This window comes from Shewanella psychrotolerans, assembly GCF_019457595.1.
GTDB classification, from domain to species: Bacteria; Pseudomonadota; Gammaproteobacteria; order Enterobacterales; family Shewanellaceae; genus Shewanella; species Shewanella psychrotolerans.
Map to the genome: position 1 here is coordinate 1,547,392 of NZ_CP080419.1, position 26,352 is coordinate 1,573,743.

Consider the following 26,352-nt stretch of genomic DNA (forward strand, 5'->3'; position numbering starts at 1 on the left):
TTTTTATACCTAAAAATCATGAAGGCATAAGACTGCGGACTTCTGAATGTTTATCTTTTTGCATTTCTAGCTGCATAGATAATTTTTTGACATCCTCGAATAGCATTTCGATGTTGAGATCTCTTTCAGGCTTACAAACATAACCCGCCAGTTCATAGTCGATTCTTGTTGTATATTTCGTTTGATAATTTTGATTAAATTCAATGATTTTTTGCTCAATACGTTCAATTACCGTCTGTGTTCCTTTTTGATCTATGTTAAATAATCCCAAGGCGAAATTATCTTGATTCAGTCTTGCGACTAAGTCAGTGGTGCGCATGATCGCTTCTTGGACTTGTTTCATGAATAATTCGAGTAGATGAGGTTGCTTAACTGTTTCATGAATGTGTGGGCACAGATACAATAGAGCCAAGCTTTGGTTGTCTCTGATATGGCGATGCCATTCACGATTAAAAACCTCTAAAAAGTAGGTTTGGTTGTAGACACCTGTTTCGGGATCTCTGAATCCTGAATTACTAAATGAATAGATCATTGACTCGCTCCGCAAACATTTCTATTGGTAAGTATAGAAAACAACAAGCAATTGCACAGAATATGAAGGATATAAGTAAAATGAATAAAAGCGTTCTAGCGATAACCGTTGCAATGAGTTTAGCCCTAGTTGGCTGCTCTGACGCACAAAACAGTTCGATTAATACCGAGACCGCAAAAGAAACCGCGGTTGCTAGTGTCCAAACGGCTGAGCAAACTTACCTTGAGCTAGTTGATCGATATTTTAAAGAGACCTTAGCACTTGAGCCTATCTATGCAACGTTTGTTGGCGTAAACGACTATAACGATAAATTTGGTGGTTCGTTAACCGAAGAGTATTTAAAGGCGCGTCATGACCTTAACACTCGCTACCTTAAAGAAATAAAAGCGATAGATAGAGCTAAGCTTCCCACCGCTCTGCAACTTAGCTACGACATGTTTAGATATGACAGAAACGTGGCGCTAGTTTCAGAGACTTTCCCTGAACACTTTATGCCGATGAACCAGTTTTACAGTACAGTCATTAGCATGGTGCAACTCGGCAGTGGTGAGAGTGCTCAGCCTTTTAAGACCGTTAAGGATTACAACAACTGGTTGTCTCGTTTAGAAGGCTTTATTCAATGGACTAAGCTTGCTCAGAGTCGTATGAATGAGGGGATTGAGAGTAAAGTCGTGTTGCCTCGAGTATTGGTGGAACGCATCATTCCACAACTACAAGCTCAGCTTGTGACTAAGGCTGAGGATAGTCTATTTTATGCGCCAATCACTCAATTTCCTGAGAGCTTTAGCGAGCAAGACAAACAGGCGATAACAGCAGATTACACTGCACTTATTAATAAAAAATTGCTGCCAGCGTTAAGTGGTTTAACGACGTATTTCCAAGAGACTTATCTGCCGGCTGCTCGCTCCAGTGATGGTTGGTGGGGGCTGCCAAACGGAAAAGTATGGTATCAACACCTAGCTAATGCTCATACCACGACCACGATGCCAGTAGATGAGATCCATCAGGTTGGTTTGGCTGAAGTGTCGCGTATTTTGACTGAGATGGATAAAGTACGTGAGCAAGTGGGTTTTGAGGGTGATTTAAATGCATTTTTTGCTTCATTGTCATCCGAACCTCAGTATTTCTTTACTGATCGAGAGGGGCTTATCGATGGCTATATGACGTTAAAAGATAAGATTAATGCCAAGTTACCCAATTACTTTAATGTCATGCCTAAGGCTGATTATGTGGTTAAGCCAGTAGAAAGTTTCCGCGAACAGTCCGCGGCAGGAGCCTCTTATGAAGCGCCTGCGGTTGACGGCTCTCGTCCTGGTGTGTTTTATATTAATACTTATAACCTCAAAGCGCAGCCTAAGTGGGGCATGACTACATTATCATTGCACGAAGCTGCACCTGGTCACCATTTCCAAATCGCTATTAAACAAGAGCTTACAGGAGTACCTGAATTCCAGCGTTTTGGTGGTTATACGGCTTTCGAAGAGGGCTGGGCATTGTATGCTGAGTATCTAGGTATTGAAATGGGACTATTTGAAGACCCTTATCAGTATTTTGGTAAGCTTTCTGATGAAATGCTGCGTGCAATGCGCCTAGTAGTCGATACGGGCCTTCATGCAAAAGGCTGGAGCCGCGAGCAGGCGATTCAATACATGAAAGATAATTCGCCGATGGCGGAATCTGACATTATTGCAGAAGTTGAGCGTTATATGGCGATACCTGGCCAGGCATTGTCATACAAAGTCGGGCAGCTTAAAATTCTCGCGCTTCGTGCAGAAGCTGAAGAGGCGCTTGGTGATAAGTTTGATCTTAAGGGCTTTCACGACCAAATCTTAACTTCTGGTTCGTTACCTATGGCGGTAATGGAGCAAAAAATTCATGATTGGATTGAGGCTAACAAAGCTTAAGGTATAATTAGGTCAGAAACACTTTTTAAACCCAGCAAATGTTTTATACTTGCTGGGTTTTTATTTTATCGATATGCGAAATTTTCAGGAGAACAACATGGTACAAGCAACAGCACGCCACCTTTTAGTGAGCAGCGAAGAGCAATGTGAGCAACTTAAGCAGCAGATCATTGAAGGTGCGGATTTTGGTGAAGTGGCTAAAGCCCATTCATCTTGCCCATCTAGTGCACAAGGTGGTGATTTAGGGTCATTTGGCCCAGGTATGATGGTACGTGAGTTTGACGAAGTGGTATTTAGTGCACCATTGAATGAAGTTCAAGGCCCAGTTAAGACTCAGTTTGGTTATCACTTACTTGAAGTGACTAGCCGCGGTTAATACTAAGAAGCCCTATGCTTGAGCTATATACTGACAGGCTTAAAATAAGATCATTGCAACAGGAAGATTGGCAAAGTTTTTTATCAGTCCATCAAGATCCTAGACAAAATCAATACGTTAGAGTTCCTGATGGTTTAGAGGTGCTAACGGATAAGTTTGAACAGCGCCTTAGACCTTGGCGCTACGAATCCGGTGATTGGTTAACGCTAGTGATCGAAGAGATTTCAACTGGTGAATTTATTGGTTTTACTGGCTTGTATTCGGTTGATCTTTCGCTTGGTCAGGTTGAAGTGGGTTATATGCTTGCTGCTACTGGCCAAGGCAAAGGCTACGGGACCGAAAGTCTTAAGGGTGTCATCGATTGGGCCTGTCTTAGTTTCGATGTGCATAAGTTCATCGGACTTTGCGCTGATCAAAATCAGGCGTCAATAAGGGTACTTGAGAAGTGTGGCTTTACCCATGAAGGCACCTTAAGGCATAACTATCTGCTCGATGGTCGCTGGATAGATGATCGTTATTATGGCTTGTTAGCGTCTGAGCGATCGTAATAGCTCGTGGTTATGCATAAGTGCTATAATCGCGACGTGTTTTTTAAAAGGTAGAAACAGTGACTACAGCATCACAAACCCTTGCATTATTGCCAGGTGAAGAGTTTATTGAGCTCTATAAAGTATTGAAAGTCCAGTCTATGACTGGCGGTGGTGGCGAAGCTAAATTCGTTATCAGTGAAGGTATGGTTACCGTAGATGGTGAAGTTGAAACACGTAAGCGTAAAAAAGTGACTGCAGGACAAGTGGTCAGTTTTAATGGCGAAAGCGTGACCATTGTTGCGGCAGGCTAGTTTCTAATGATTGGAGTTTATAATGCAATTTCCTGATGATGACAATGGTAAAATGCTCGCCGCGATGGCTGATGCTGGTATTGATTTAACGAAAGCGCTCGATGTTGATTTTTTTCTTGTTTTTGACGATCAACGTGATGCAGAGTCTGCAGCGCAAGAGCTAGCTCAATCTGAACTTGAAGGTGAGATGGAATTGCACCTTAACGATGAAGTGGGTAAGTGGGAACTTATCGTCTGTGTTAATATGGTTCCGCAATACGATGCTATCGTTGAGCAAGAGATGGAGCTTAACACCTTTGCAGCTGAATTTGGTGGCGCAACAGACGGATGGGGCGTAATGCAGCATCAAGAGGGTGACGATGAGTTCGCTGACGATGACCATGAGTGTAGTGACGATTGTAAACACTAATGCGATTTTAAATAATTAAGCCACTAATATTAGTGGCTTTTTTATATTTCAAATTCACAATTTATCAAATGTAGTGCAATTACCATTAAGGGATAAATGAATGGCAAAGCAGATAAGTTTTGGTACTCCTGTTAATGATGCTGAGCGTTGGGCATTTTCAATGTTAGCCGATGAGTTGCCCGAGAATTACATCTTACTGACTAATGTCGAGATCCCCACCAAGTCAGGTCAAGCCATGGAAGTTGATGCTTTAGTGATAGGCGAGTGGGGCGTGTATGTGGTCGATGTAAAAGGCTATATTGGTCGCCTCGATGCAGGTCTGCATGCTTGGTCACTCGATGGTCGTCAGGTTGATAACAGTTTAGCCAAAGCTAACTACGTTGCGCGCGTTTTGGCGGGTAACGTCAAGCATAAGGTACCTGTTGGGGTTTACGCACCGTGGTGTCAAGGGATGGTCTTTGTTACGGGGCGCAAAGGCGAAGAGATTGAGCTTGAAAAGCAGGAAGGTTCGTTAAGTATCTATACGCCAAACCAAATCGTCCAAGCATTAACCAAAGAGTGGGGGCTTACTGCACCGCATAAACATTTGGTGACCGATGAACAGAAAGAGATGGTGCTTAATACTATTGGTCAAGTGGCATTGGTTGAGCAGCGTAATAATAAGATTCAAGATTTCATCAAACTAAAGTGTTTGTTTATTCAGTCTGGTCTTGAAGTGTGGCAGTCTGAATACAACCCTGGTGGCTGGACCGCACCGTGGTTACTAAAGATATTAGTGGCGACGCAGTTCGAAAATAGCGACGAGTCAAGTCATTTTGAGCAGCGACTTAGGGATGAGTTTAAGCGTTTGCAGGCCTTGTCTGGTTGCAGCGGTGTGCCACATTGCGCTCCCTTAATACAAGATGGTGAACAGTTAGTGCTTCCTATCCGAATGCCGCTCGGTGTGCCGCTAAATGTACTTGAACATGAAAACCTCAGCACTTACCAATTGCTCGAAATACTACGCCGCTCTGTGTCGGGCTTACAACAGATCCATCGTCGCGGCTATACCGTGGGTGGCTGGACAAGCAATTGCGTGTTTATCTCAGATCAGGGTGATGTTGAGTTTATCGACATTAAAGATAACGTGAACACTAACGAAGATGTTCAGGCGTATGCGAATAGCTTCTTAGCCTTGGCAGAACAAACTAAACAACCGCGTGTATATCAGTGGTACCGATTGGCTGCGGTTGGTGCTACTACGGATCTTGATGCGCTGCGCTGTGATATTTCAGCCTTAATCGATAATGGTGTCTGCGATGCCTTACCTGAGCGGATTGTGGTGCAAACGGGTGCGATTATCGATCATCACTATCGTCTAGAAACCTTTATCGCGGCGACCGAACACAGTCAGTTCTGGCGCGCTCTTCATCTACAGGGACATTATCAATGCGGCATATCAATTTATGACAAAGTCGATACCGACTGGTTAATGCTTAGCAACCTTTATCGTAGCCTATCTAAAGCCTATCATCCGCATATTGAAAAGGTGTTGGCTTTTGGTCAGCTGCCACAAAGTGACGAACTGTTTATTGCCAGAGCATGGGAATATGGCGAATCGCTGCAGGAGTTGAATGAGATCCAGTTAGGTCAGCCTGTCATGTGGTTTACGCAGCTGTTGTCGGCGCTGCAATATATGCATCAGATGGATATCTATCATGGTGCGATATGCCCAATGAATATTATCTGTAATAAACATAAAGCGATTTTAGTCAATTTTGGTATTGGGTTAGATATCGCAACCAGCCATTACGCTAGCCGTTACGCCGACCCTCAGATGTGGGCAGCAGAAGGTGATGCCGAGAAAGATCTGTATGGTTTAGTCGCGAGCTTTATTGCCACATTGACCCCCATTAAACTGCAGGGGGACGGTGGACAAGCGGGGATTATCAGAGCGCTGCATGCGTTTGATAAAACATGGTTTGGCGAAAAAACCTTCGACACCTGCTTAAAAGTGCTTAACTTTGAATTTGATGCTAATGTGGGTCAATCTTACCTTGAGGCTTTTGACGTCGCAGATAAACTTATTTAATCCAGTGGGTATCTACCCTAAGTAGAGCCAATATTGCAGCTGTGGTATTGGGCTTTATCTGCTCTCGCCAGCTTAACTTGTTGAGCTGGTACGATAAGGCGCGAGTATCTCTAAGATCCAATCAATAAACGCGGCAGACTTTTCGGGGAGAGGTGTCGCTTGTGGTGTTAACACGTAGTAGGCATAAGGGCTAGTAAAGCCTGCTGCAAAAGGGATCACTAGGCTGCCGTCATTTAGCTCTTTTTCAATAAAAAATCGCGGAATTAGCGCCACGCCCATTCCACTCACAGCTGCCTGACTGAGCATGTAGAAATGCTCCATACCAAACTTTTTCGATGTGGTGAGTGTTACGCCGACTTTCTCTGCCCAGTAGGGCCACAATTCAGGGCGAGTGGTGTGCTTGAGCAGCGTCATCTTATTGATATCTGACAGCTGGGTTAGTTGCTTGGCTAATTGAGGAGCACATACCAAGCAAAGATCTTCATCCATCAGTTTAATCACATTACAGCCGCTTGGTGTGCTCGTTGCGCTGCGGATAGCAATATCATAGTGCTGTTGACTAAAATCGATTTGAAAATCCCCTATCGACAGGTCAACATAAAGCTGTGGTGTCTGTAGTTTAAATTCTTCTAGTCTTGGGATCAGCCAGTTAATTGTTAGGCTCGGTAACACGTTGATGGATAGCGCTTGGTGTCGAGAAGGACGCAAGGTTATCTCATCAGTCGCTTGGCCGATCGTGTGCAAAGCGGTGCTGATATGCAGTAGATAACGCTGGCCCGCTTCCGTTAATCCCAACTGCCGATGTTGTCGTGCAAACAGCTGGGTACCTAAATAGGACTCAAGGGTTTTTATCTGTTTGCTCACGGCGCCGTGAGTGACATAAAGTTCAGTTGCTGCTTTGGTAAAACTTAAATTTCGTGCTGCAGATTCAAAATATTTTAGGGTATTTAGTGGTGGAAGCTGTTTAAGTGTCATGGTTTTAGCGTGAGAAATTTTCACATAACAAAGACAATAACTCCTTTGCCTTATCTCTGTAAACCACGTTTAATAGCGCTACTCTCAATTTCACTAAAGCCAATAACTACATGTCGTTCGAATTAACCTATGAGCTCATCGCCATTCTGTTTGCTGTGGCTATGGTGGCAGGCTTTATCGATGCTATTGCAGGCGGTGGTGGTCTATTAACGATTCCTGCATTAATGTGGGCGGGATTACCACCAACAGCAGCGCTAGCCACCAACAAATTGCAGGCCTGCGGTGGCAGTTTTTTCGCAAGCTTCTATTTTGTGCGTAAAGGGATGGTAAAGCTTGGGCAGATGAAATTGGCCATTGCTTGTGCCTTTATCGGTTCCGCATTGGGAACGATTAGTGTGCAGCTGATTGATGCCTCAGTGCTTGAATCGGTTTTACCATTTTTAATGCTATTGATCGGTGGCTACTTTCTGTTTTCTAAAAAAATCAGTGAAGAGGATAAGCATCAGGTGCTCACGCCAACGCTATTTGGCTTTACCGCTGCGTTGGCTGTTGGTTTTTACGATGGTTTTTTTGGCCCAGGAACGGGGAGTTTTTTTGCTTTGGCCTTTGTATCTTTAGCTGGATTTGGCTTAGCGAAAGCCACCGCTCACGCCAAGGTACTTAACTTTTCCACCAATATCGCCTCGCTGATTTTTTTCGCTCTCGGTGGTAAAGTGTTTTGGTTACTTGGCGGCATCATGCTGATTGGTCAAGCTGTTGGGGCGACATTAGGTTCGCGTATGGTGATGACCAAAGGCAGTAAAATTATTAAACCGTTAGTGGTTATTATGTCGATAGCCATGAGTATTAAGTTATTGTCTAATCAGTATGATTTAACCGCATGGCTTTAAGGGATGTTGTGTTTTTTTAGTTTTTCTAATTCAATAATGTGAGTGAAAGGCGAGAGGTCAACAGACTCGAATAAGATCTATTTTCAGCACCCTTTTAAGTCGTAGGTGAAGTATTATGCTTGAGTTGGTTGTCTTTATTTGTTTGATCGTTATTTATTTTGTTATCAATAAAGAGCACCAATACGATCCTGAAGTTATTGGTGCTATTGCTTTTATAACCGTCTACCTTGGATGCTATCTACTTTTACCTCCCTATGTTCAGTCTCCCCGTATTGGACAACTCTTTGGCATGCTTCCAATGGGATGTTTTGCGCTGATTTTATTTCCTCAGCTCAATGCAAATGGCAATGAACGGGTCACTAAGGCGATTGCGTGGTCTTTTATGGTGTTAATTTTACCGCTACTTTGCCTGTTTAAATTTGTTATTTGGTAGACATTTGTTACCGTTATTCCTTGTCGGTATTTGCGCAGTATCTACAAATTTTACTGAACGTTTTTTGACGCTGGTTCTTTGACCTGATTTGTGTGTACAATAAATGGATATAGATTTGTACCATTACATTTCAATAACATATAATCAGGGATGATAGAGTGAACAGCAGTCAGTACTCATTAGTTATGGCATCATGGATGGTGCTCGTCAGCACTATCGTCTGTATCGCACCAGCTCAATGTGATGGGTTATCGACAGATATTCATCAATATCAGATCGCTAACAGCAAGGTGTTTGCCAATGGTGATGAGGCTGTGGTCACTCAGCGGGCGAGGATGCTGGTTGATTATCAGCGTTTGCCTAGTGAAGACTCAGGATTAGAAGCTAGCAGCCACACTTTACCTACACGGCTTAATGTTACGCCCCAGCTGTTGCAATATGAAGATATTAGAAATCGATTAAGGGTTAACAGCTTCGATAAGGCCTCTTCGGGTTCAAAGCTTGCCAATATCTTGCATCAAGGGATGCAGTTAACTCAGGTATTTGGCCAAAAACCGCAGCTGAATATCAATGCCACAGATGAGTGGGATGCCTTCGTTTCTCCGCTTCGAGAAAATCAACAAGCAGCAATAGAGTCATTGCTATCTCTTTTTAAACATTCCCCTATCGTTAGCGATTCACTCGATGCTCGGGTGGGGGCTCGTGCAGGGGATAGTATCCATTTAACTTTGCTACCCGATACCGCTTGGACGGTTGATAATGTCACAGACTCGAGCATTACCGCGAGTTTAGATAATAGTCGCCAAGTCGAATCGTTTGAACTTATCACCTTCGGTAAGATTGAGTTTGACAGAAAAACAGGCTGGCTAAGTAAGCTAGTGCTGATTGAGCAAAAGAAACGCCAAAACAAAACTCAGACCACCCGCTGGGTTATGGCGCCAAGATCAATTCCGTACGTTAGTAATATGCTGTGGCAGGATGAACCGGGGATTAATTATTCTGATAACGAGCTCTACGAAATAGGCAAGGATCCGTTTTCATACCAAGGATTCGACGAGTCACTCTCAGAAGCTATGATGCAGCTTGATAAAGGCTTGATTATGCATGGCTCTCAACAAGAGGATATCACGCTTCGGTATATTCATGGGTTAACCAACCACATCTACTCCACCAAAGTGCGCTATAGCAATATCAGGTTGTTCGATTGGCGCGGTAAGCGTATCGAGTTGCCGTTTTGGCAATATAGCTATCATGATGCTGATAATTTTGATGGTACTGTGACTTCTGAAGTTAACTTGCTGCCGCTGCTCTGGACTAATGCGGAAACAAGAATGAAAGAAAAGATAGAGCGGGTAGATCATATCACTGCAGAGGTTAGCCTAACGCCAATATTAGCAAGTCATCATTCTTTGTCTTGGGATGAGCTATTGCTCAACCCCTATCAATATGGTGATGCAAAGCTCTCGTTGGCATCATTAGATGGGGATTCGAGCCATTATCTGCTTAAGATTGTAAATGGCCAGACCAACGCGATTTACCCTGATTTAGCCACGTTGAAGGGAAAAATGGACTTTCCTAACCAAGCGGTGCTAGGGCCAAGTTGGTTATCAATCACCGAGCAGGATCTGTTAAATGAACTGTTTCCGTCAGGTTCACCCAGCCAGGTCATTGAGTTAATCCTATCTGAGCGTCCTGAGCAGTTACCAATATTGCAAACTCAACAACAGCAAGGCCGCCAAATAACAAAGACGGTAATGTTTGTTAGCCAATCGAGTTATGAAGAGGATCTGCGTCTGGCGCCAGTCGCTACGGATTTCTATTCTGTAGATTTAAAAAATGAGCAGCAGAAATCGGATGTTCCTAAAAGCTTAGGCGTTATCTCAACTGATGGGCACGATCTTTCTATTCCGATAGCAACAGTATTGACCTCTATTTGTTCTCCGACAATTGAACAGGGATTTAAGGACGGTGATAGTCCTGTGGAGTGGCATTTACAACAAATTAATCATGCAAATAGTGCCTATGTGTTAACCACAACAGATGATGTGCGTCGTTACTTTTATGACAAAACGATTAGCGGCCAAATTATTTGCCAAGGTAAGCCTGATTGGCATGATTTGCCGATGACTGACAATCAATCCAATCACCATACTCCTTGGTTGGTTGATGTTAGCGCTTGGTTGAAGGCCAGTCATTTTGCCGATATGTCGAGCAAATTATTACCTCAATATCTCAATGTTTGGGACATTAATGGACAACGCCTCTCCATTCGATTGCCCGTAAAAAGTGATGAACTTAGCGTTAAGCAGGCTTTGATTGATGGCAAACGACTCAGCGTCAATGGGGCTGCCGCTAGTGCGCGTTATCTGACCATTTCGGATGAGCCTTTTACTGTGCCTTATCAATTTCATTTTCAGTCATTACCTTAGGCGAGAGGGCGCATGCAAAGCAAACTATTAGCCATGTTAACTTGCCTTATGCTGTGCATTTCCGCTCAAGTTAATGCGGATATTCAGCTATTAGACAAGGATTGGTTGCCAACATCAGATAAACAGCAAGCGCGCTTTTATCTTAAACAACCAATAGAGGTTATTAACGGCACTTTTAGTGTCGAGACCTATTATATCGACAGTGACAGAGTGCAGTTTAAGGGGACTATTCGAGGTGATGCCCTTGGCCTTACGGATAATGTGACTATAGGTGATTACCGATTTTTTCATCCTAATGGCAACTTGGCTGAGCATGGGCATTTTGATGAAAATGGCCGGCGACAAGGCTTAGTCAATATTTACGATCAAGATGGCGTACTCAATTGTGCCTGCCAGTTTGTAGATGATAAGCCCCAGGGAACACAGAAGGTTTTCTATCCTAACGGTCAACTCAAAACGGAGCATTTCCTTGAACATGGTCAACTTTCTGGGAGTGAACGATTCTACTCCGCGGGCGGCAAGCTAAGAGGGATCCTCTGTCATAGTGGTGATTGCAGTGATCGTTATTTTGACGATACTGGTGAGCTTTATTTAGAGAGCCCCAAGAAAGCGGGACGTAAACATGGCATCGAAACCTATTGGAAACAGGGGCGGGTTGAAGTGACTCAGTCTTATCAAGATGGCAAGCAGCATGGCGATTACTTTGTGTATTACGATAATGGTCAAATTAAGCAGCACCATCAATGGTTAGATGGCGTTAAGGTGGGTAAGCAGTTGTCCTATTTTGATAACGGTAATCTTGCACAAAGCGATGTAACTGATGAGCAAGGACGACTCGTTTCATCTATTGAGTTCGATAAGCTCGGTAATAAACGACTGCACCAAGCGATCGCATATCAGGGAAAACAGAAACATCGAGTGACCCGTGAACGCTTTAAAGATGGACAATTGCTTGAACGTAAGCAGCATGATTATTTTAAGCATTGGTGTCTCGAAGAGCATTTTTATCAAGATCGGCTTGTGGGCAGAGAGGAGTTATTAAATGGGCTGCGCACAGGGATGCACATCAGCTCATCTACTGCCTATAAAGGTAAAATCGCTAAGATCACTAAGCAGTTATACCGTGACGGTAAACGAAATGGATTGTTAGAAAGCCGCAATGATAAAGGAGAGGTTATTTTAAGCGGTGAATACCGTGATGACAAACAGGTTGGCCAGTGGATAAAGCGTGATGCCAAAATGATCACCACGAGTCAATATAATCTAGCGGGGCAGCTCGATGGTGAGTATTTATCTAACAGTCCTTCTGGGCAGTTACTTGAGCGTATTTTTTATCGTCAAGGAAAGCTATCGGGAAGCTTTGAGCGGCTATCGAGTAATGGTCAACAATATGAGCAAGGTCTGTATGTCGACGGTGTTAGGGATGGAGACTGGATCTTTGCTAATACGAGTAACCGTTATGATCCGACTCCGAACCCATATCGGCAATATTGGTATGGTCATTATGCTTTAGGCAAGCAGGTGGGGTCTTGGCAGCTGCGCACGGCCGAGAATTATATTATGGCTATTGAACATTATGATAAATTGGGCCTCAAGCACGGTAAACAGTATCAGTTCAATATTGACGGTTCACTGCGTGAGTATCTGCACTATCATCACGGCGAAATCGATGATGGCCTCTCTTCTTTCCCTCACAATTAGTACAATGCTATCGCTGCAATGAATACGTGCAGATAACAAGGAAGCTTAAATGAATTTTTACCCATCAACTCTCGCGGGCATTGCGTTAACTGCGGTCACACTCGTTAGTAGTCCAGTCATCGCATCACAAAAAATCTCTTCATTGATGGTCGAGGTGCGTCAGCAAGACGGCGTTGGATTCTACTATAACCTAGCAACTGGCATGGCCTTAGAGGGAGAGTTGGCAATAGTCAGAGATAATCAGGGCTATACCTTAGGACAGTTTTCTCAAGGCTTGCCTAATGGCCGTTGGCAGGTGTTTTTGCCTAACAACCAAAAGTTAGTCGATGGTCATTACCTTAATGGTTATCAAGATGGTCGCTGGCAGCTATTCAATCAAGCTGGGGCGTTGAGAGAAGTACAGCAATTTACCAAAGGTGTTCCAAGCGGTGAATGGGAGCAATATGACTATCAAGGTAAGCTTGAGCAGCGTACTGACTATGTGGGCGGAGAAAAAACTAAGGTACAGCGTTTTTACGCCAGCGGAAAATTACGGGCAGAAGAGCACTATGTTGACAATCTGCGTCATGGTGTGTGGGAGACATTTCACGAAAATGGCACGCTAGCTCAGCGTCAACAGTATACTAATCATCAATTGTCGGGCCCTTATCTTGAGCAAAACAGTAAGGGACAAACACGAGTAAAAGGACAATATGACGCTAATGGTAAACGTCAGGGAGCTTGGTTAACCTTTTATGATGACGGTACACCCGAGAGTAATAATGAATACCAAGCGGGTCTACAACATGGCACAGCACTAGAGTATTACCCCAATGGGCAGCTTTCTGTACAAGAGCGTTATAACAATGGTCGACGTGAGGGCGAGTACCTGCATTTTAATGACGATGGCACTAAGTTAGAGCAGGAACATTACCTTAATGGGCAGTTAGACGGCTTGCAGCGTTATTTTAACCTATCGGGTGTCCTCGATGGTGAGTTCAACTATAAGCAGGGTCTACAAGCGGGTTTACAGAAAACCTATTTTGATAATGGCAAACTCAAAAAAGTATTTACTTACCACAGCGAAAAGCTTGCTGACAGCGGTCAGTATCCTCTTCACGGTCTTCAAGAGCGTTTTGATGAAGAAGGTAATCTAGTTTCAAGAAGTTATTATGATATGGGACTCAAGGACGGCACCTTCGAATCATATCGTCAGGGAACCTTAGTCAAGCAAGAACAGTGGCTACAGGGCGAGCGTCACGGTGATTTCATTGCTTATTACACGAGTGGCAAAGTTCGCAGCTTAGATCAATATCAGCATAATGAGCAAACAGGTAAATCAGAGCGTTATTTTGAAGACGGCACGCTAAAAGAACGTGGAGAGCGCAAAGCGGGTCAATGGGTCGATAAATATGAATCTTTCTATGATAACGGCTCTCCACGAGAGTTGATTAATTATGCTTCGGAGAAACCTGATAGTCGTATGCGTTATCCCTATCATGGACACTTTGCGCGTTGGTATGCCAATGGTGATCTTAATGAGGAAGGGGAATATGTTAATGGTGAAAGAGAGGGGCTATGGAAGCAATATCAACAAGGAGTGCTTAGCCGCGAACAGAGTTTCAAGCAGGGCAAGCTCAACGGTAAATATGCAGAGTATTATCATGGGCGTCGACGCGCGGTAGGCGAGTACCTTGATGATAAAAAAAATGGTCAATGGGCAGAGTATCGTTATCAAGAAAATGATCCGACCTTTGGCAGTATCCCTGAAGGTAATATCTATCGTATTAGCCATTACAAATTAGATAAGTTAGACGGCGTCGTTGAGTATTACAGTTTCAACGAGGTACTTTACCGCAGTGAGATTTATCAGGCTGGAAAGCAGACCGGATTCTTTAGTGAATTCTACGTCAGTAACGGCCAAGTCAAGCGTCAGGGAAAAATGAACAAAGGCAGACAAACTGGCTTATGGGAAACCTGGTTTGAAGATGGCGTACTCGCCGTTAGTGCTGAATTTGTCGATGGGGAGCAACAGGGCAAACTGCTGGAGTATTACAGTAATGGTCAACTTAAGCGCCAAGCAATTTATGATAACGGCAAGCTGAGTGGTGAGTTAACCCAATATTATCCAACGGGTAAGACTGAGTACCAAGAGCAGTGGTTAAAAGGGGTCAAGGACGGGCTGGCGAGCTATTTTCATACCAATGGCAAGCTATCGGAAAAAGGTAGCTACCTCAAAGACAGAAAAGAGGGACTTTGGCAGAGCTTTTGGCCTAATGGAGAAAAGCGTGTTGAGGGGAGTTACATCAGCAATCGGCAGTCAGGCGAATGGCACTATTATGATCAGTTTGGCAAGTTGATTAAGACGGAACATCATTAATGGTAAACCTACTTATTTACCGTTTAAAGGGTTCTTGGCGATTACTCAAGGTGAGTAGTGCTGCACTGGTCTCGGTGTTTGCATTAACTGCATGTAACTCGAAGGCAACCAGGCCGATAGATGAGCAAGAGTTAGCGCAGATAGAATGCACCACCTTTGAACGTTATGGTATTAGCTTTAAAGAGAACTGCTTAATCGGTTATCAAGGGCAGCCCTTTACGGGCATTATGGTGAGTGGCGACCCTGCAAGCTATTTTAGTGCAACTCAATATCGAGATGGCAAAAGAGATGGTTTTAGCTTTGCAGCCAAAGGCAGTCACTTGTCGTCCCAAGGATGGTATATCAACGGCTTGCGAGATGGCGAACATATAAGATATCGCGATGACAGCGATAAATTATTGAGTCGTGAAGTGTATGGCGCTGATCAAAAACTAGCGGTTTACATTTATGGTCTCAATGGCATTATTGACCGTTACGTACGATATGAAAACGGCGAAAATGTCGAGTCAATCATCTATGATAAAGGCAGAGAATGGATGCACACCTTCATTGAGGAAGGTGAGCAAAGGGTACGTAAGTTAACCTATTTTGACAATGAATCGCTAAAGAGTACTGCGCTTTTTCGTAACCAAGATCTTAAGATGTTGGCAGAAACAACTTACTTTGCAGATGGTAAGATCAGAACACAATTTGACTATGATAAAGCGTCAAATGGTGCTCAGTTTGATACTTATTGGCCAAATGGCCAGCGTCAATCACAGCAACATTATGGTTATCATCCTCTTATTGTGCTTCATGGCAAACAGCTGAGTTTTTGCAATAGCAATGGTCAATTGGAAGCGATACGACATTACCAGATGGGGGGTGAACATGGGGTGTTCAAGGAGTTCTATTGTAATGGCCAGCATAGAGTAACTAAGCGCTACCAGCAGGGCATTATTATCGACAAAGAGGTTAAAACCTATAGTGATACAGGTCATTTGCTGATAAGCCAAACCCTAGATGGTAAGGGCAAAGTACTGCAATCGTTATATTATGATGAATCTGGTCAAGTAACGTTTCAACAGTAGGTTAACGTTAGCTGTAGGGGGGGGGGGATGATAACTTTAGGCGGCTATGATGTGGCAAGCTAATACCAATGAGGTCGATTTGTATAAATCGACCCAGATTAAGTAGGTGAAGAGTGGCATTAAAACCTAAACCAACGATGGCGATGTTGCAGCTCATCGAGCAGGTTAAGCTGGAGTTGCCGCTAGATGAACCTGCTAATTTTGTCTGTGGTCCTGAGGGTACTTGTATCGGTTGCCCTAAAAAGTTACTCGAGTTAGTTGATAGTGAATTGTCTTACTGGGAAGCCGCCATTGCCAATGGGGATACCCCGCTGCTGGGTGACATCTCCCGTTTTGGTAAACTCTGTAAAAACGTCAGGCGCGGGTTAAAACGAAGCGGGGTTTTATAGAGTAACAAAGAGGCCGCGCATTAGGGGCTGCCTAGCTTATTGCTAGGCGCGCCAAGCCTAGTTTTCGGTAATTAACCCGCTGCGTAGGCCTTAAGTACCTCTTCGGCGATAATGGCGATGCCAGCACGCATCTGTGTTTCATCTTGCACATAGTTCATGCGCAAACATTGTTGTGCATGTTGCCAGGACGATTTTTGTCCAAAAAAGAAGTATTCCCCGGGGACAATCAGCACGCCTCGAGCCTTGAGTCTGTTATAGAGCTCCATGGTACTAATAGGCAATTGTTCAAACCAAAGCCAGAGAAACATAGCGCCCTCAGGTTTATGGATTTTAAACCTTTCATCCATTATTGATTGCTGTAATAGCGATACCGCAAATTGCGATTTTTGCTGATAAAAGGGTTTAATCACAGTTTCACTCAAGCGCAACAGGTCCCCCGATTTGATCATCTGATCGGCTATGGCGGGGCCTACGCCACCAGGGGCAAGACTGACGATAGCATTCAAGTTAGCCAGTGCGGTGGTGATGGTTTCATTGGCGATGACTATGCCACAGCGCACGCCGGGTAAGCCGAGTTTGGATAAGCTCATGCACAATACTGTGTTGCGGTTCCAAAACGGTGTTACCTCTTCAAAGATAATGTTGGGAAATGGTGTGCCATAGGCGTTGTCGATGATAAGCGGAATATTGTTTTCTTGGGCTAATCTGTCCAACTTAACTATTTCATCGTCGGTCAGTACATTGCCTGTAGGATTGGTGGGGCGTGAGACACAGATGGCCGCTATTGAGTCGTCGATGCTTAGGCTATCAAAGTCCACATGGTATTTAAACATGCGGTTGTCTAGCATCTGGATATCGGGGCGATAGGAGACAAAAATATCATCATCGAGTCCTGCGTCACTGTAACCGATATATTCGGGTGTGAGAGGTAACAGAATCTTCTTATGACTACCGTCTGATTGAGTGCCAGCAAACAGGTTAAAGAGGTAGAAAAACGCACTCTGGCTCCCATTGGTTAGGCTAATATTTTTCTCGGTGATCTCCCAGCCATAGGTATCACGCAATAACTGAGCTAAGGATGTGAGAAAGCCATTTTTACCCTGTGGACCATCATAATTGCCTAAGGCGGCAACTAGCTCACCATTTTTCAACATATCGGCGCTAACTTGGTGAAAGTAATCCTGCATCGCAGGGATAGCTGCGGGGTTGCCACCGCCGAGCATAATCGCCCCAGGTGTTCGCAGGCCATCATTGAGATCGTCCATCAAACGGGTAATACCAGAATAACGAGTAAACTTCTCTCCAAACTTTGAAAATTGCATTGCGCCGAACACCTTGAAAACTAAAACTTCCTAATAATGATGCCTGTAGTAACAAGATTTTATGGTAAACGCACATGTTTTTTGAATTTTAGTCAGCGTATTTGCGGGACATCATGTTTTACTGTAAAAATTGGCTACTATTACTGTGCGATGGCGAATAAATCTTGGTCGGTCTGCTGTTGGTGACAGCGGAAGAATAATAGTACGCTCACCGCGTAACTTCATTGCCATCTGTCGCTGCATTTCTTACTATAACTGTCATTAGATACGTTCGTATCCTCCTCATTTTTAAACGAGAACTGATGAAATTTATCCATACTTCGGACTGGCATATCGGTCGTCAGCTACATAATCAAAGTTTGCTGGACGATCAGCGTCACGTGTTAGCGCAGATCATCGAATTAGCCGAGGCGAACCAAGTCGATGCCATAGTGGTGGCTGGCGATATTTACGATCGCTCTGTGCCGCCCGCCAACGCCGTGGCTTTGCTCGATGATGTGCTTAATCAAGTGGTCAATGAGCTCGGTATTCCTGCCATCTTAATTGCCGGCAACCACGATGGGCATGAACGGTTAGGCTTTGCTTCGCGGCAGATGTTGGGCAGTGGCCTGCATATCATTGGGCCTATTAGTAACACTGTTCGGCCGATTAAACTGACTAGCCCTAGTGGTGATGCGCTATTTTATCCGCTGCCCTATGTTGAACCCGCGACGGTGCGTCATCTATTTGATTGTGATGTGTCTAGCCATGAAGAAGCGATGGCAAAGTTGCTTGAGCAAGTCAGTGATCACGATAGTCAAGGTTTGCCAAAGGTGGTGATTAGTCATTGTTTCTTAGATGGCGGCAGTGAGTCAGATTCAGAGCGCCCCTTGAGTATTGGCGGTGCTGACAAAATATCGCCAAGTTTATTCGCTGAATATTCCTACACGGCACTCGGTCATCTGCATGGGCCGCAGTACAAAGGGGAGGAGCACATTCGCTATTCAGGCTCAATTTTAAAATACTCGTTTAGCGAGCAGCATCAAAATAAATCGGTCACGTTGGTTGAAATCGACGCGTCGGGAAAGGCGAGTATTGAGCTATTGCCGTTAACGCCAATGCGTGACGTGCGTATTATCGAGGGGCTGCTTGACGAGCTGTTAACTCAAGGGGTTAATGATCCTCATCGAGAGGATTATTTGATGGTGCGCTTAGCCGATAAAAGCGCCATTTTAGATGCTATGGGCAAATTACGAACGGTTTATCCTAATGTGTTGCATCTCGAGCGCACAGGGCTGATGGCGCAAAGTGACCAGCTTGCCATTCGAAGCGATCACATTAAAAAAGGCGAGTTTGAGATGTTTAGCGATTTTTTTAGTCAGGTCGCTGGTGAGTCGATGAGTGACGAGCAGCAACAGTTAATGACGGATATTCTCGACAGCTTGCATAAAGCGGAGGATACCCAATGAGACCCTTGACTCTGACTATGACCGCTTTTGGTCCTTTTGCTAGTGAGCAGATCATCGATTTTAAAACGCTTGGCAAAAATCCCCTGTTTCTTATTAATGGTCCAACAGGGGCAGGAAAGACCACCATTTTAGATGCCATCTGTTTTGCGCTCTATGGTAAAACCACCGGTGATGAACGCGAAGGGTCGCAAATGCGCTGCGACATGGCTGATGATGAACGATTGACCGAGGTGAGTTTTACATTTGAGTTAGCTGAGCATCAATACCATATTCGCCGCGTGCCAGAACAACCTAGATCCAAGAAAAGCGGTGATGGTTACACGCTGCAAAAGCCTGAAGCCCAATTAACGTGTTTTCATCGTGATGGCACCGAAGTCTTGCTGGTGGCGGCTAAGGTGTCAGAGGCGACAGCGCAGATAGAGCAATTAACCGGACTAGATGTCGATCAATTTCGTCAGGTTATGGTGTTGCCACAGGGGAAGTTTCGTGAACTGTTGATGGCCGATTCCAAGGCCCGCGAAAAAATCTTTAGCCAACTATTTCAAACCCACATCTATCGTAAAATTGAGGATAAATTAAAGCAGCAAGCCTTAGGTATAAAAAAAGAGGTCGAGGCCATGCGCAATCGTCGCGATGGTGTCTTGCAAGGGGTGGAGCTTGAAACCGATACAGAGCTGAACGACGAGCTTAAAGCGCTTGCTCCCGAGCTTGCCAGCGTTACGGCAAAAAAAGTTGAGACTGATAAACAAGTTCAGCAAGCGAGTCAGCAACTGGAGCAGGCAAAGCAATTAACCGATGAGTTTTCCACGCTAGCGCAGCTTAAGTTATTGGCTCGACAACTCGATGAGCAACAAGCGCAGATAGATCAACAGCAACAGCAGTTAGTCGCCGCGCGGAATGCCAAGCTACTGCAACCGGTTTATCAGGCGGTTGAGGCTCGAAGGCTTGAGTTAACCCAAGCTACTGAGCAGCAGCAAAAGTCGCAAGCTTATCACCAGCAGAGCCAAGATTTGCTTAATCAAAGCCTAGCTGCGATAGAGAAGCTCCCTGAGTTAGAAGCTGAACAGCAACAGACATTAACGACCGCTGAGCAGCGACGCGCGCTATTACCGCAACTCAAACAGCTCGAACAGCTTAAAGCCAACGTGAGTGACAGTCAGCAGCAAATGTTGAATGCTGAGCAGCAAGGTAAGCATACAAAAACCAAGCTTGCGCAGTTAACAGGTGAAAAACTCGCAGCTTCAGCGCGAGTGCCGCAGCTAAAAGCCCATAGTCAGCAGTTACTGACCTTGCAGCAGATAAGTGATACCAAGCATCATCTGCAACTTTATGCACAGTGGCAGCGGGGCTGCGCTGAAATTACGCAAATTAATTCTCGCTTGGTTGAGGCAAAAGCGCGTGGAATACAACTACAAGCGCACCATAAACAGTGCGAAATCCACAGTCAAACGGTGACATTACGCTGGCATCAGGGCCAGGCGGCCATTTTAGCGGCCAAGTTATCTGCTGGTGAACCGTGCCCTGTGTGCGGCAGTCGTGATCACCCACAGCTGGCACAAAGTGAGGACGTCATCCCTACCGATGAGGAGCGTGAAGCAGCGCAAGTCAATGAACAGAGTGCACTGACCGAATTGACTAGTGCGCGCTCCGATTATCGTCAGTTAATCGAGAAATTAAAGGATGTTGAGCAAAGAAAGCATGAGCTGGCTGAGCAGTTACCTGGTATTGATAGCCTTACGCAAGCTGGCTTAGAAACAGCGTTAGGGCAGCTGGAGCAAGAGTTTGCTGAGGCGACCAAAGCGCAGCAACAACTGGTCGATATTGAAAATAGTCTAACGGCACTACAACAGCAAGAGTTACAACTTAATCAGCAGCTTGAACAAGAGCGCGAACAGTATCGCCTGCTGGAAAAACTGTTTAATGAAACTGCGGGCCAGCTTAAACAGTTACAGGCCGCGATACCGCAAGAGCTGGTGGATTTAGCCGCGCTAGAGCAAGAGATCGCTAAGCTGGAACAAAATGCAGCGCAGTTAAAGTTACAAATTTCATCTTTGCGAGAGCAACATACTCAAGCCGAGCAGCAGTTGGCTAGCGCCGCGGCGCAGCTACAATCGGCGAATGACACATGGGCGAGAGCACATGAGCAACATCAGCTTGCTGTAAATGAATTTGAGCGGCAGTTGCAAACCTCTAAGTTTGACTCCTTGTCTGCATTTAAAGTTGCCATGCTAACAGACGATCGCATTGCGGTTTTAGAGCAGGAGATCAAGCAATATGAGCAGTGCTGTATTACTAACCAAGCGAACATCGCTCAGTTAGAGACAAAACTCGCTGACTGCACACAACCCGATATCGCCGCAATAACAGCGGCTAAGTCGCAACTTGAGACAGCGCAACAAAATGTGCTTAATCAGTGGCAGCAATTGAGTGGGCGTATGCGTCAGTTAGAACAAACCGCTGAACAGCTCAAAAGCCTAGATGCGCAATCGAAAAAACTTGAAAAGCAGTATGGCCTCGTTGGGACACTGTCTGATGTCGCCAATGGCAATACCGGCAATAAAATTAGCTTACAACGTTTCGTGCTCAGTGTGTTGCTCGATGATGTGCTACTTGAAGCCAGCCATAGATTACAGCTAATGAGTAAGGGGCGTTATCGCTTGTTGCGTAAAGAGGATAGGGCTAAGGGTAACAAGGCTTCAGGGCTCGAACTTGAAGTTGAAGATGCCTATACCGCGAAAGTGCGCTCAGTGGCGACCCTAAGTGGTGGAGAAAGCTTTATGGCGGCATTGTCCATGGCGCTAGGATTATCGGATGTGGTGCAAGCTTATGCTGGTGGCATTAAACTCGATACCCTGTTTATCGATGAAGGTTTTGGGAGCCTAGACCAAGATTCACTCGAACTTGCGATCCGCACGCTAATGGATCTTCAGTCAGCTGGACGTATGGTTGGAGTGATCTCTCATGTTACCGAGATGAAAGAGCAGATTGGCAGCCGCATCGATATTGTTAAGAGTGCAATGGGCAGTAAAGTAGAACTTATTCTGCCATAGAAAACATGTATATGTTAAAAGAGAAACGTGCTGTAAAGGCACGTTTTTTTATCGTTCAATATCGGTTTATACTACCTCTTATGTTATTTACCGCCATATCTTCGATAAATTTGTGCAGTCGATCGGTTTGTTAATTGCATTTTTTTTGATATAACTGGTCATCAACCCGCCATTTCATGGGGTATTTGGGGGGAAATGTTCATCATAATAATGAAAGTAGAGGCATAGGTTGCGTACAAGTAAATTTTCTTTTTTGAATATGTCTCCGTCTCGTTTATTAGCGCTTCCATCGCCTCATAAAAAGATATTAATGGGTGCAAGCTTGTTGGTTGGGATATCGCTATTATGGCCAAGTCAGAAGCAGGTGTTACCTCAGCGCATTCCGGTTGCACTTGATCTCGAATCTCTGGTTTCAGATATCTCTTCTGTTGAAACCGATACCATTGCAGAAATCCAACCTAATTATGTTAAGACGATCGTTAGCGGAGATACCTTAAGTAGATTATTCGTTGAGGCTAATGTTGATCAGCAGACCATGTATAAAGTGCTTGAGGCCGATCTTGATATTTTAGCTCTAGACACCTTAAAACCTGGAAATATCATTCGTTTTTGGCTTGATGATGACGGCCAATTAACCAAACTGGAACTGTACTTTAATGCCGCTCGCCAAGTAGTTTTTAGCCGTTACGAAGAGGGCGGCTTCAAGGTAGATGAGATTAATATCGAGGGGATCTGGCAAAATAAGTCGCTAGTTGGTGACATACAGGGCTCGTTTTATTTGTCGGCGCAGCGAGCAGGATTGACCGCAGGAGATATTCAACGCGTTGAATCATTGCTTAAAGAGAAGCTGAACTTTGCTAGGGACTTACGTGCCGGTGACCAATTTTCTGTGTTGATGAGTGAGCAGTATATCGATGGTGAAGTTACTGGTAATCGAGATATTTTAGGGGTTCATATCCAGCGTGGACGCAGCGCAATCAACGCTTATCAAAATACAGATGGTAACTTTTATGATGAGCAAGGGCGCAGTCTAGCCAGAGCATTTCAGCGTATTCCGTTGCAAAAGAATTATCGAATTAGTTCAAGGTTTGACCGTCATCGTCATCATCCAGTAACGGGCCGTACGGCGCCCCATAATGGCACCGATTTCGCGACGCCGACTGGCACTAAAATTATTGCACCGGGTGATGGTATCGTTTCTATGGTGACCGACCATAGGTATGCTGGTAAGTATGTGGTGATTGAACATGGTAATAAATATCGCACTCGTTATCTGCATCTTTCCAAAGCGTTAGTGCATAAAGGCCAGCGGGTTTCTCGTGGTCAAGTGATCGCCTTGTCTGGTGCTACGGGTCGTATTACCGGGCCGCACCTTCATTATGAGTTCCATGTTAATGGCCGTCCAGTTGACCCAATGAAAGCCGACATTCCGATGGCCAGTACCTTGTCTAAAAAGCAAATGAATGAATTTAGTCAATTGGTGAAAGTTCGTAAGATGTTAATGGGGCAAGTATAAAGTCAGCTAGGTATATCGCAGAGATAGCATCAATAGAAACGCCGCTGAATATAGCGGCGTTTTTTATACCGAAGCGTTTTCTAATTCGAGCATGGTTAACCAAAGCCTCAAATCAAATTCTAACTGATGGTAGTCACCTTCCATATGGCAGCAGAGCTGATAAAACGCCTTGTTATGATCTTTCTCTTTTAAATGAGCAAGTTCATGCACAACTACCATTCGTAAAAGTGGCTCAGGTACCAGTTTCAACTTGGATGAAATACGGATCTCATTTTTCGACTTAGTTTTACCACCATGATTTTTGGCGATATAGCTGTGAAGGCCTAACGCTTGCTTTTTTAAGGTGATTTTGTCGTCATAAAGCACTTTATTAAGTGGCTGAGACTTTTTAAGGTAACGATTTTTAAGTGCAATAGTGTAGTCGTATAAGGCTTTATCGCTGCGAAGTTCATGTAGATCTGGGTAGCGTTTCTCAAGCACAGCTCTGAGTCTGTTCTCGGCGATAAGGGTGTCGACTTGAGATAGAATGTCGCTGTTGTAGCCTTGGAGATAAGTCAAAGTATTCATTGTGATAAGCCGGGCTAGAGTCGCCCGGCAAGCCTATCAGTAGTCGAAGTGAAGTGATTTAGCGAAATTAGCTAATCATCAACTATTCGTCTTTAGCAAATATGCGTTGGTTATGCAGGGTATAAGCCACTTCAAATGCACTCTTTTGAAAACGCTTAAGATCAAGACCATCAAAGTCAACCATCGGCGGATTACGCTTTAGTTGCTCTTTTATGGCTACTGGTGAAATAAGGTGGACGGGTAAACCGCATAACTGAATTGCCGCTTCCATTTTAAAGCTGGTGGCACTGCCTGCTAGCTTGCCTTTTTGCTCGCGCTCAATTAGCGCAACTTCATCGACTTTGTAGTCTTCCATCAATTTGGTGAAAGCAAAGTGGAACTCTTTAATTGATTCTGTCTTGGCTGAATTGGATACCGTTAATGAACGAGAACGGCATTCTGGCACGTTAAAAGTATCACCTTCATAACTTAATAAACTGATGATGGCTTCGCCACCTTTTAACTCAATGCCACAAACTCTCATGATAAACCTAATATAAAAACCATAATGACGCTTATTGTAACCTTAATTGGTCAAATGAGCAGTAGTTGCGAAAATAAATTCACATAGAAAATTGTTGTTTAGTAATTTTTCTTTGATAACAAATTGAAAAGAGCGGTGCGATGACCGCTCATTTTGAGATTAATCTTCAGGCGTGTCTTGCAGTTTTGATTTAGGCTTGCGCAGCATTGGCGCGTCACCCACATCAACACCGGTAATAAAGCGTTTATCACGATTGTCTTTCGCTTTCGTTGCGGACTTAGCTTTGGCAGGACGAGCTTTAACTTTTGTCGCCTTTTTAGCGGTGCTTTTACCTGGGGTAGCTTTCGCTTTTAAACCACTAAATTTAGGTTTTAGCCCTTCAATTTCACTCAGCTCAAAGTTTCTGCGCAAAAATAATTGCACTTGCTTAAAGTTGTCCCAATCTTTAGGGCCAACGAGGGAGATGGCGTCGCCTTTCGCGCCAGCACGTCCTGTTCTGCCTATACGGTGGATATACTCTTCTGCCAGCTTAGGCATATCAAAGTTAATCACTAAGGATACATTAAGCAGATCTAAACCTCGTGAGGCGACATCTGTGGTGACCAAGATCTGTTGTTGACCACGACTGAACTGATCCATGATCTGATTTCGCGCCGACTGCTTAAGCTCTCCGCTCAGTGATGCGGTCGTAAACCCTTGCTCTGCCAGTTTGAGCGCGAGCCTGTCGGTATCGCTACGAGTCGCGGTAAAGATTATCACTTGTTTGTGTTGCTGCTGTTTTAGCAGGGCTAACAGTAACTTTTCTTTGTGATCGAGATGGTCACAAAGATAGACTTTTTGGGCAATATCTTGGTTTTCAACATGGGATGCGCCAATCGAAACATGTTCAGGCTCTTTAAGCAGTTCACTGGCGATCTCATTGATCTGACCATGATCTAAGGTTGCCGAGAACATCAAGGTTTGACGGCGCTTATGGTCGGCAGCTTTGTTGATGGCACGTAGCTGGTCTGCAAAGCCTAAATCCAACATTCGATCGGCTTCATCTAAAATCAATAATTCAAGCCCATTCAGGTGCAGGTGATTTTGCTTTAGGTGATCGGCTAAGCGACCAGGAGTCGCCACCACAAAATGTGGATCTCTTGCCAATCCTTTTGCCTGATCATTGAAGTTTTCACCACCTAAAATCTTCATCGCTTTATATTGAGTATTGGCCACTAACAACCGAAGCTGGCTGTACACTTGGGTCGCAAGCTCACGAGTCGGCAATAAAATAAGTACACGAGGATCGCGTTTACTTAATGCTCTAGTGGAGATAATGCGTTGCATCGCTGGTAATAAAAAGGCGAGGGTTTTACCTGAGCCTGTTTTAGATGATGCCATTAGATCTCTTCCCGATAAGCCTACAGGTATCGATTGCTCTTGGATCTCGGTCGGCTTGTCGATGCCCATATGTTCTAGGCTGGTTAGTAGGCGTTTATCGAGTGAAAAATCTGAAAATTGCAAAGGTGTGCTCCAAAATAACAGTAAGGCGGCATTATACATCGACT

General features: G+C 44.5%; 22 protein-coding genes. 16 read left to right on the top strand and 6 right to left on the bottom strand.

The window, feature by feature from the left end:
* Positions 1–16: 16 nt before the first annotated feature.
* Entirely contained in the window at positions 17–532 is a 516-nt protein-coding gene (locus K0I62_RS06845) for a diguanylate cyclase domain-containing protein (protein ID WP_220070730.1), read from the bottom strand.
* 80 nt (positions 533–612) lie between these two features.
* On the opposite strand from K0I62_RS06845, the gene K0I62_RS06850 reads away from it, so the two are divergent.
* The 6 genes from K0I62_RS06850 to K0I62_RS06875 all read left to right on the top strand — a co-directional run bounded on the left by K0I62_RS06850 (position 613) and on the right by K0I62_RS06875 (position 6,133).
* A complete protein-coding gene (locus tag K0I62_RS06850; RefSeq protein ID WP_220070731.1) occupies positions 613–2,436 on the top strand; it encodes a DUF885 domain-containing protein in 1,824 nt (607 codons plus the stop codon).
* Positions 2,437–2,533: 97 nt separating this feature from the next.
* Complete coding sequence (locus tag K0I62_RS06855) at positions 2,534–2,812, top strand: peptidylprolyl isomerase (protein ID WP_220063768.1); 279 nt, start codon at positions 2,534–2,536, stop codon at positions 2,810–2,812.
* A gap of 14 nt (positions 2,813–2,826) precedes the next feature.
* On the top strand, positions 2,827–3,360 hold the full coding sequence (locus tag K0I62_RS06860) for a GNAT family N-acetyltransferase (RefSeq protein WP_220070732.1): 534 nt from the start codon (positions 2,827–2,829) through the stop codon (positions 3,358–3,360).
* Positions 3,361–3,419: 59 nt separating this feature from the next.
* Entirely contained in the window at positions 3,420–3,653 is a 234-nt protein-coding gene (locus tag K0I62_RS06865; RefSeq protein ID WP_220070733.1) for an RNA-binding S4 domain-containing protein, read from the top strand.
* A 22-nt stretch (positions 3,654–3,675) separates the two neighbouring features.
* Positions 3,676–4,062 carry a ribonuclease E inhibitor RraB gene (locus tag K0I62_RS06870; protein WP_220070734.1) on the top strand — a complete coding sequence of 129 codons (387 nt, stop codon included), beginning with the start codon at positions 3,676–3,678 and terminating at the stop codon, positions 4,060–4,062.
* A gap of 100 nt (positions 4,063–4,162) precedes the next feature.
* A complete protein-coding gene (locus K0I62_RS06875) occupies positions 4,163–6,133 on the top strand; it encodes an NERD domain-containing protein kinase family protein (protein WP_220070735.1) in 1,971 nt (656 codons plus the stop codon).
* Positions 6,134–6,205: 72 nt separating this feature from the next.
* Here the strand turns inward: K0I62_RS06875 and gcvA are convergent, their stop codons facing one another.
* Entirely contained in the window at positions 6,206–7,108 is a 903-nt protein-coding gene (gene gcvA / locus K0I62_RS06880) for a transcriptional regulator GcvA (protein ID WP_220070736.1), read from the bottom strand.
* Positions 7,109–7,218: 110 nt separating this feature from the next.
* On the opposite strand from gcvA, the gene K0I62_RS06885 reads away from it, so the two are divergent.
* The 7 genes from K0I62_RS06885 to K0I62_RS06915 all read left to right on the top strand — a co-directional run bounded on the left by K0I62_RS06885 (position 7,219) and on the right by K0I62_RS06915 (position 16,379).
* Complete coding sequence (locus tag K0I62_RS06885) at positions 7,219–7,998, top strand: TSUP family transporter (protein ID WP_220070737.1); 780 nt, start codon at positions 7,219–7,221, stop codon at positions 7,996–7,998.
* A 115-nt stretch (positions 7,999–8,113) separates the two neighbouring features.
* Complete coding sequence (locus tag K0I62_RS06890; protein ID WP_220070738.1) at positions 8,114–8,431, top strand: hypothetical protein; 318 nt, start codon at positions 8,114–8,116, stop codon at positions 8,429–8,431.
* A gap of 158 nt (positions 8,432–8,589) precedes the next feature.
* The gene (locus K0I62_RS06895) at positions 8,590–10,860 is read left to right on the top strand and encodes a hypothetical protein (protein ID WP_220070739.1); all 2,271 of its coding nucleotides are present in this window, start codon (positions 8,590–8,592) and stop codon (positions 10,858–10,860) included.
* 12 nt (positions 10,861–10,872) lie between these two features.
* Positions 10,873–12,561, top strand: coding sequence for a toxin-antitoxin system YwqK family antitoxin (locus K0I62_RS06900; RefSeq protein ID WP_220070740.1), 1,689 nt, complete (start codon positions 10,873–10,875; stop codon positions 12,559–12,561).
* Positions 12,562–12,610: 49 nt separating this feature from the next.
* Positions 12,611–14,920, top strand: a complete 2,310-nt coding sequence (locus tag K0I62_RS06905; protein WP_220070741.1) for a toxin-antitoxin system YwqK family antitoxin — start codon at positions 12,611–12,613, stop codon at positions 14,918–14,920.
* Positions 14,920–15,990, top strand: coding sequence for a toxin-antitoxin system YwqK family antitoxin (locus K0I62_RS06910; protein WP_220070742.1), 1,071 nt, complete (start codon positions 14,920–14,922; stop codon positions 15,988–15,990). Before K0I62_RS06905 ends, K0I62_RS06910 begins: the two co-directional genes overlap by 1 nt.
* A gap of 113 nt (positions 15,991–16,103) precedes the next feature.
* Complete coding sequence (locus K0I62_RS06915; RefSeq protein ID WP_258405101.1) at positions 16,104–16,379, top strand: hypothetical protein; 276 nt, start codon at positions 16,104–16,106, stop codon at positions 16,377–16,379.
* 71 nt (positions 16,380–16,450) lie between these two features.
* On the opposite strand, the gene K0I62_RS06920 is transcribed toward K0I62_RS06915, so the two are convergent.
* Positions 16,451–17,701: a valine--pyruvate transaminase gene (locus tag K0I62_RS06920; RefSeq protein WP_220070743.1), complete on the bottom strand. Its 1,251-nt coding sequence runs from the start codon at positions 17,699–17,701 to the stop codon at positions 16,451–16,453.
* Between the two features lie 302 nt (positions 17,702–18,003).
* Here K0I62_RS06920 and K0I62_RS06925 point away from each other — a divergent pair, with 302 nt between their 5' ends.
* The 3 genes from K0I62_RS06925 (at position 18,004) to K0I62_RS06935 (ending at position 23,715) form a co-directional block, all read left to right on the top strand.
* Entirely contained in the window at positions 18,004–19,149 is a 1,146-nt protein-coding gene (locus tag K0I62_RS06925) for an exonuclease SbcCD subunit D (protein WP_220070744.1), read from the top strand.
* Positions 19,146–22,199: an AAA family ATPase gene (locus K0I62_RS06930; RefSeq protein ID WP_220070745.1), complete on the top strand. Its 3,054-nt coding sequence runs from the start codon at positions 19,146–19,148 to the stop codon at positions 22,197–22,199. The genes K0I62_RS06925 and K0I62_RS06930 overlap by 4 nt, the downstream gene beginning before the upstream one ends.
* A 229-nt stretch (positions 22,200–22,428) precedes the next feature.
* Positions 22,429–23,715, top strand: a complete 1,287-nt coding sequence (locus K0I62_RS06935; RefSeq protein WP_434086831.1) for a peptidoglycan DD-metalloendopeptidase family protein — start codon at positions 22,429–22,431, stop codon at positions 23,713–23,715.
* Positions 23,716–23,778: 63 nt separating this feature from the next.
* On the opposite strand, the gene K0I62_RS06940 is transcribed toward K0I62_RS06935, so the two are convergent.
* From K0I62_RS06940 to K0I62_RS06950, 3 genes are all read right to left on the bottom strand, one after another.
* Positions 23,779–24,282 (bottom strand): M48 metallopeptidase family protein, encoded by a 504-nt coding sequence (locus K0I62_RS06940; RefSeq protein ID WP_220070746.1) that lies wholly within the window; start codon positions 24,280–24,282, stop codon positions 23,779–23,781.
* An 82-nt stretch (positions 24,283–24,364) separates the two neighbouring features.
* Positions 24,365–24,805 (bottom strand): DUF3010 family protein, encoded by a 441-nt coding sequence (locus tag K0I62_RS06945; RefSeq protein ID WP_220070747.1) that lies wholly within the window; start codon positions 24,803–24,805, stop codon positions 24,365–24,367.
* 159 nt (positions 24,806–24,964) lie between these two features.
* A complete protein-coding gene (locus K0I62_RS06950; protein ID WP_220071305.1) occupies positions 24,965–26,308 on the bottom strand; it encodes a DEAD/DEAH box helicase in 1,344 nt (447 codons plus the stop codon).
* Positions 26,309–26,352: the final 44 nt, after the last annotated feature.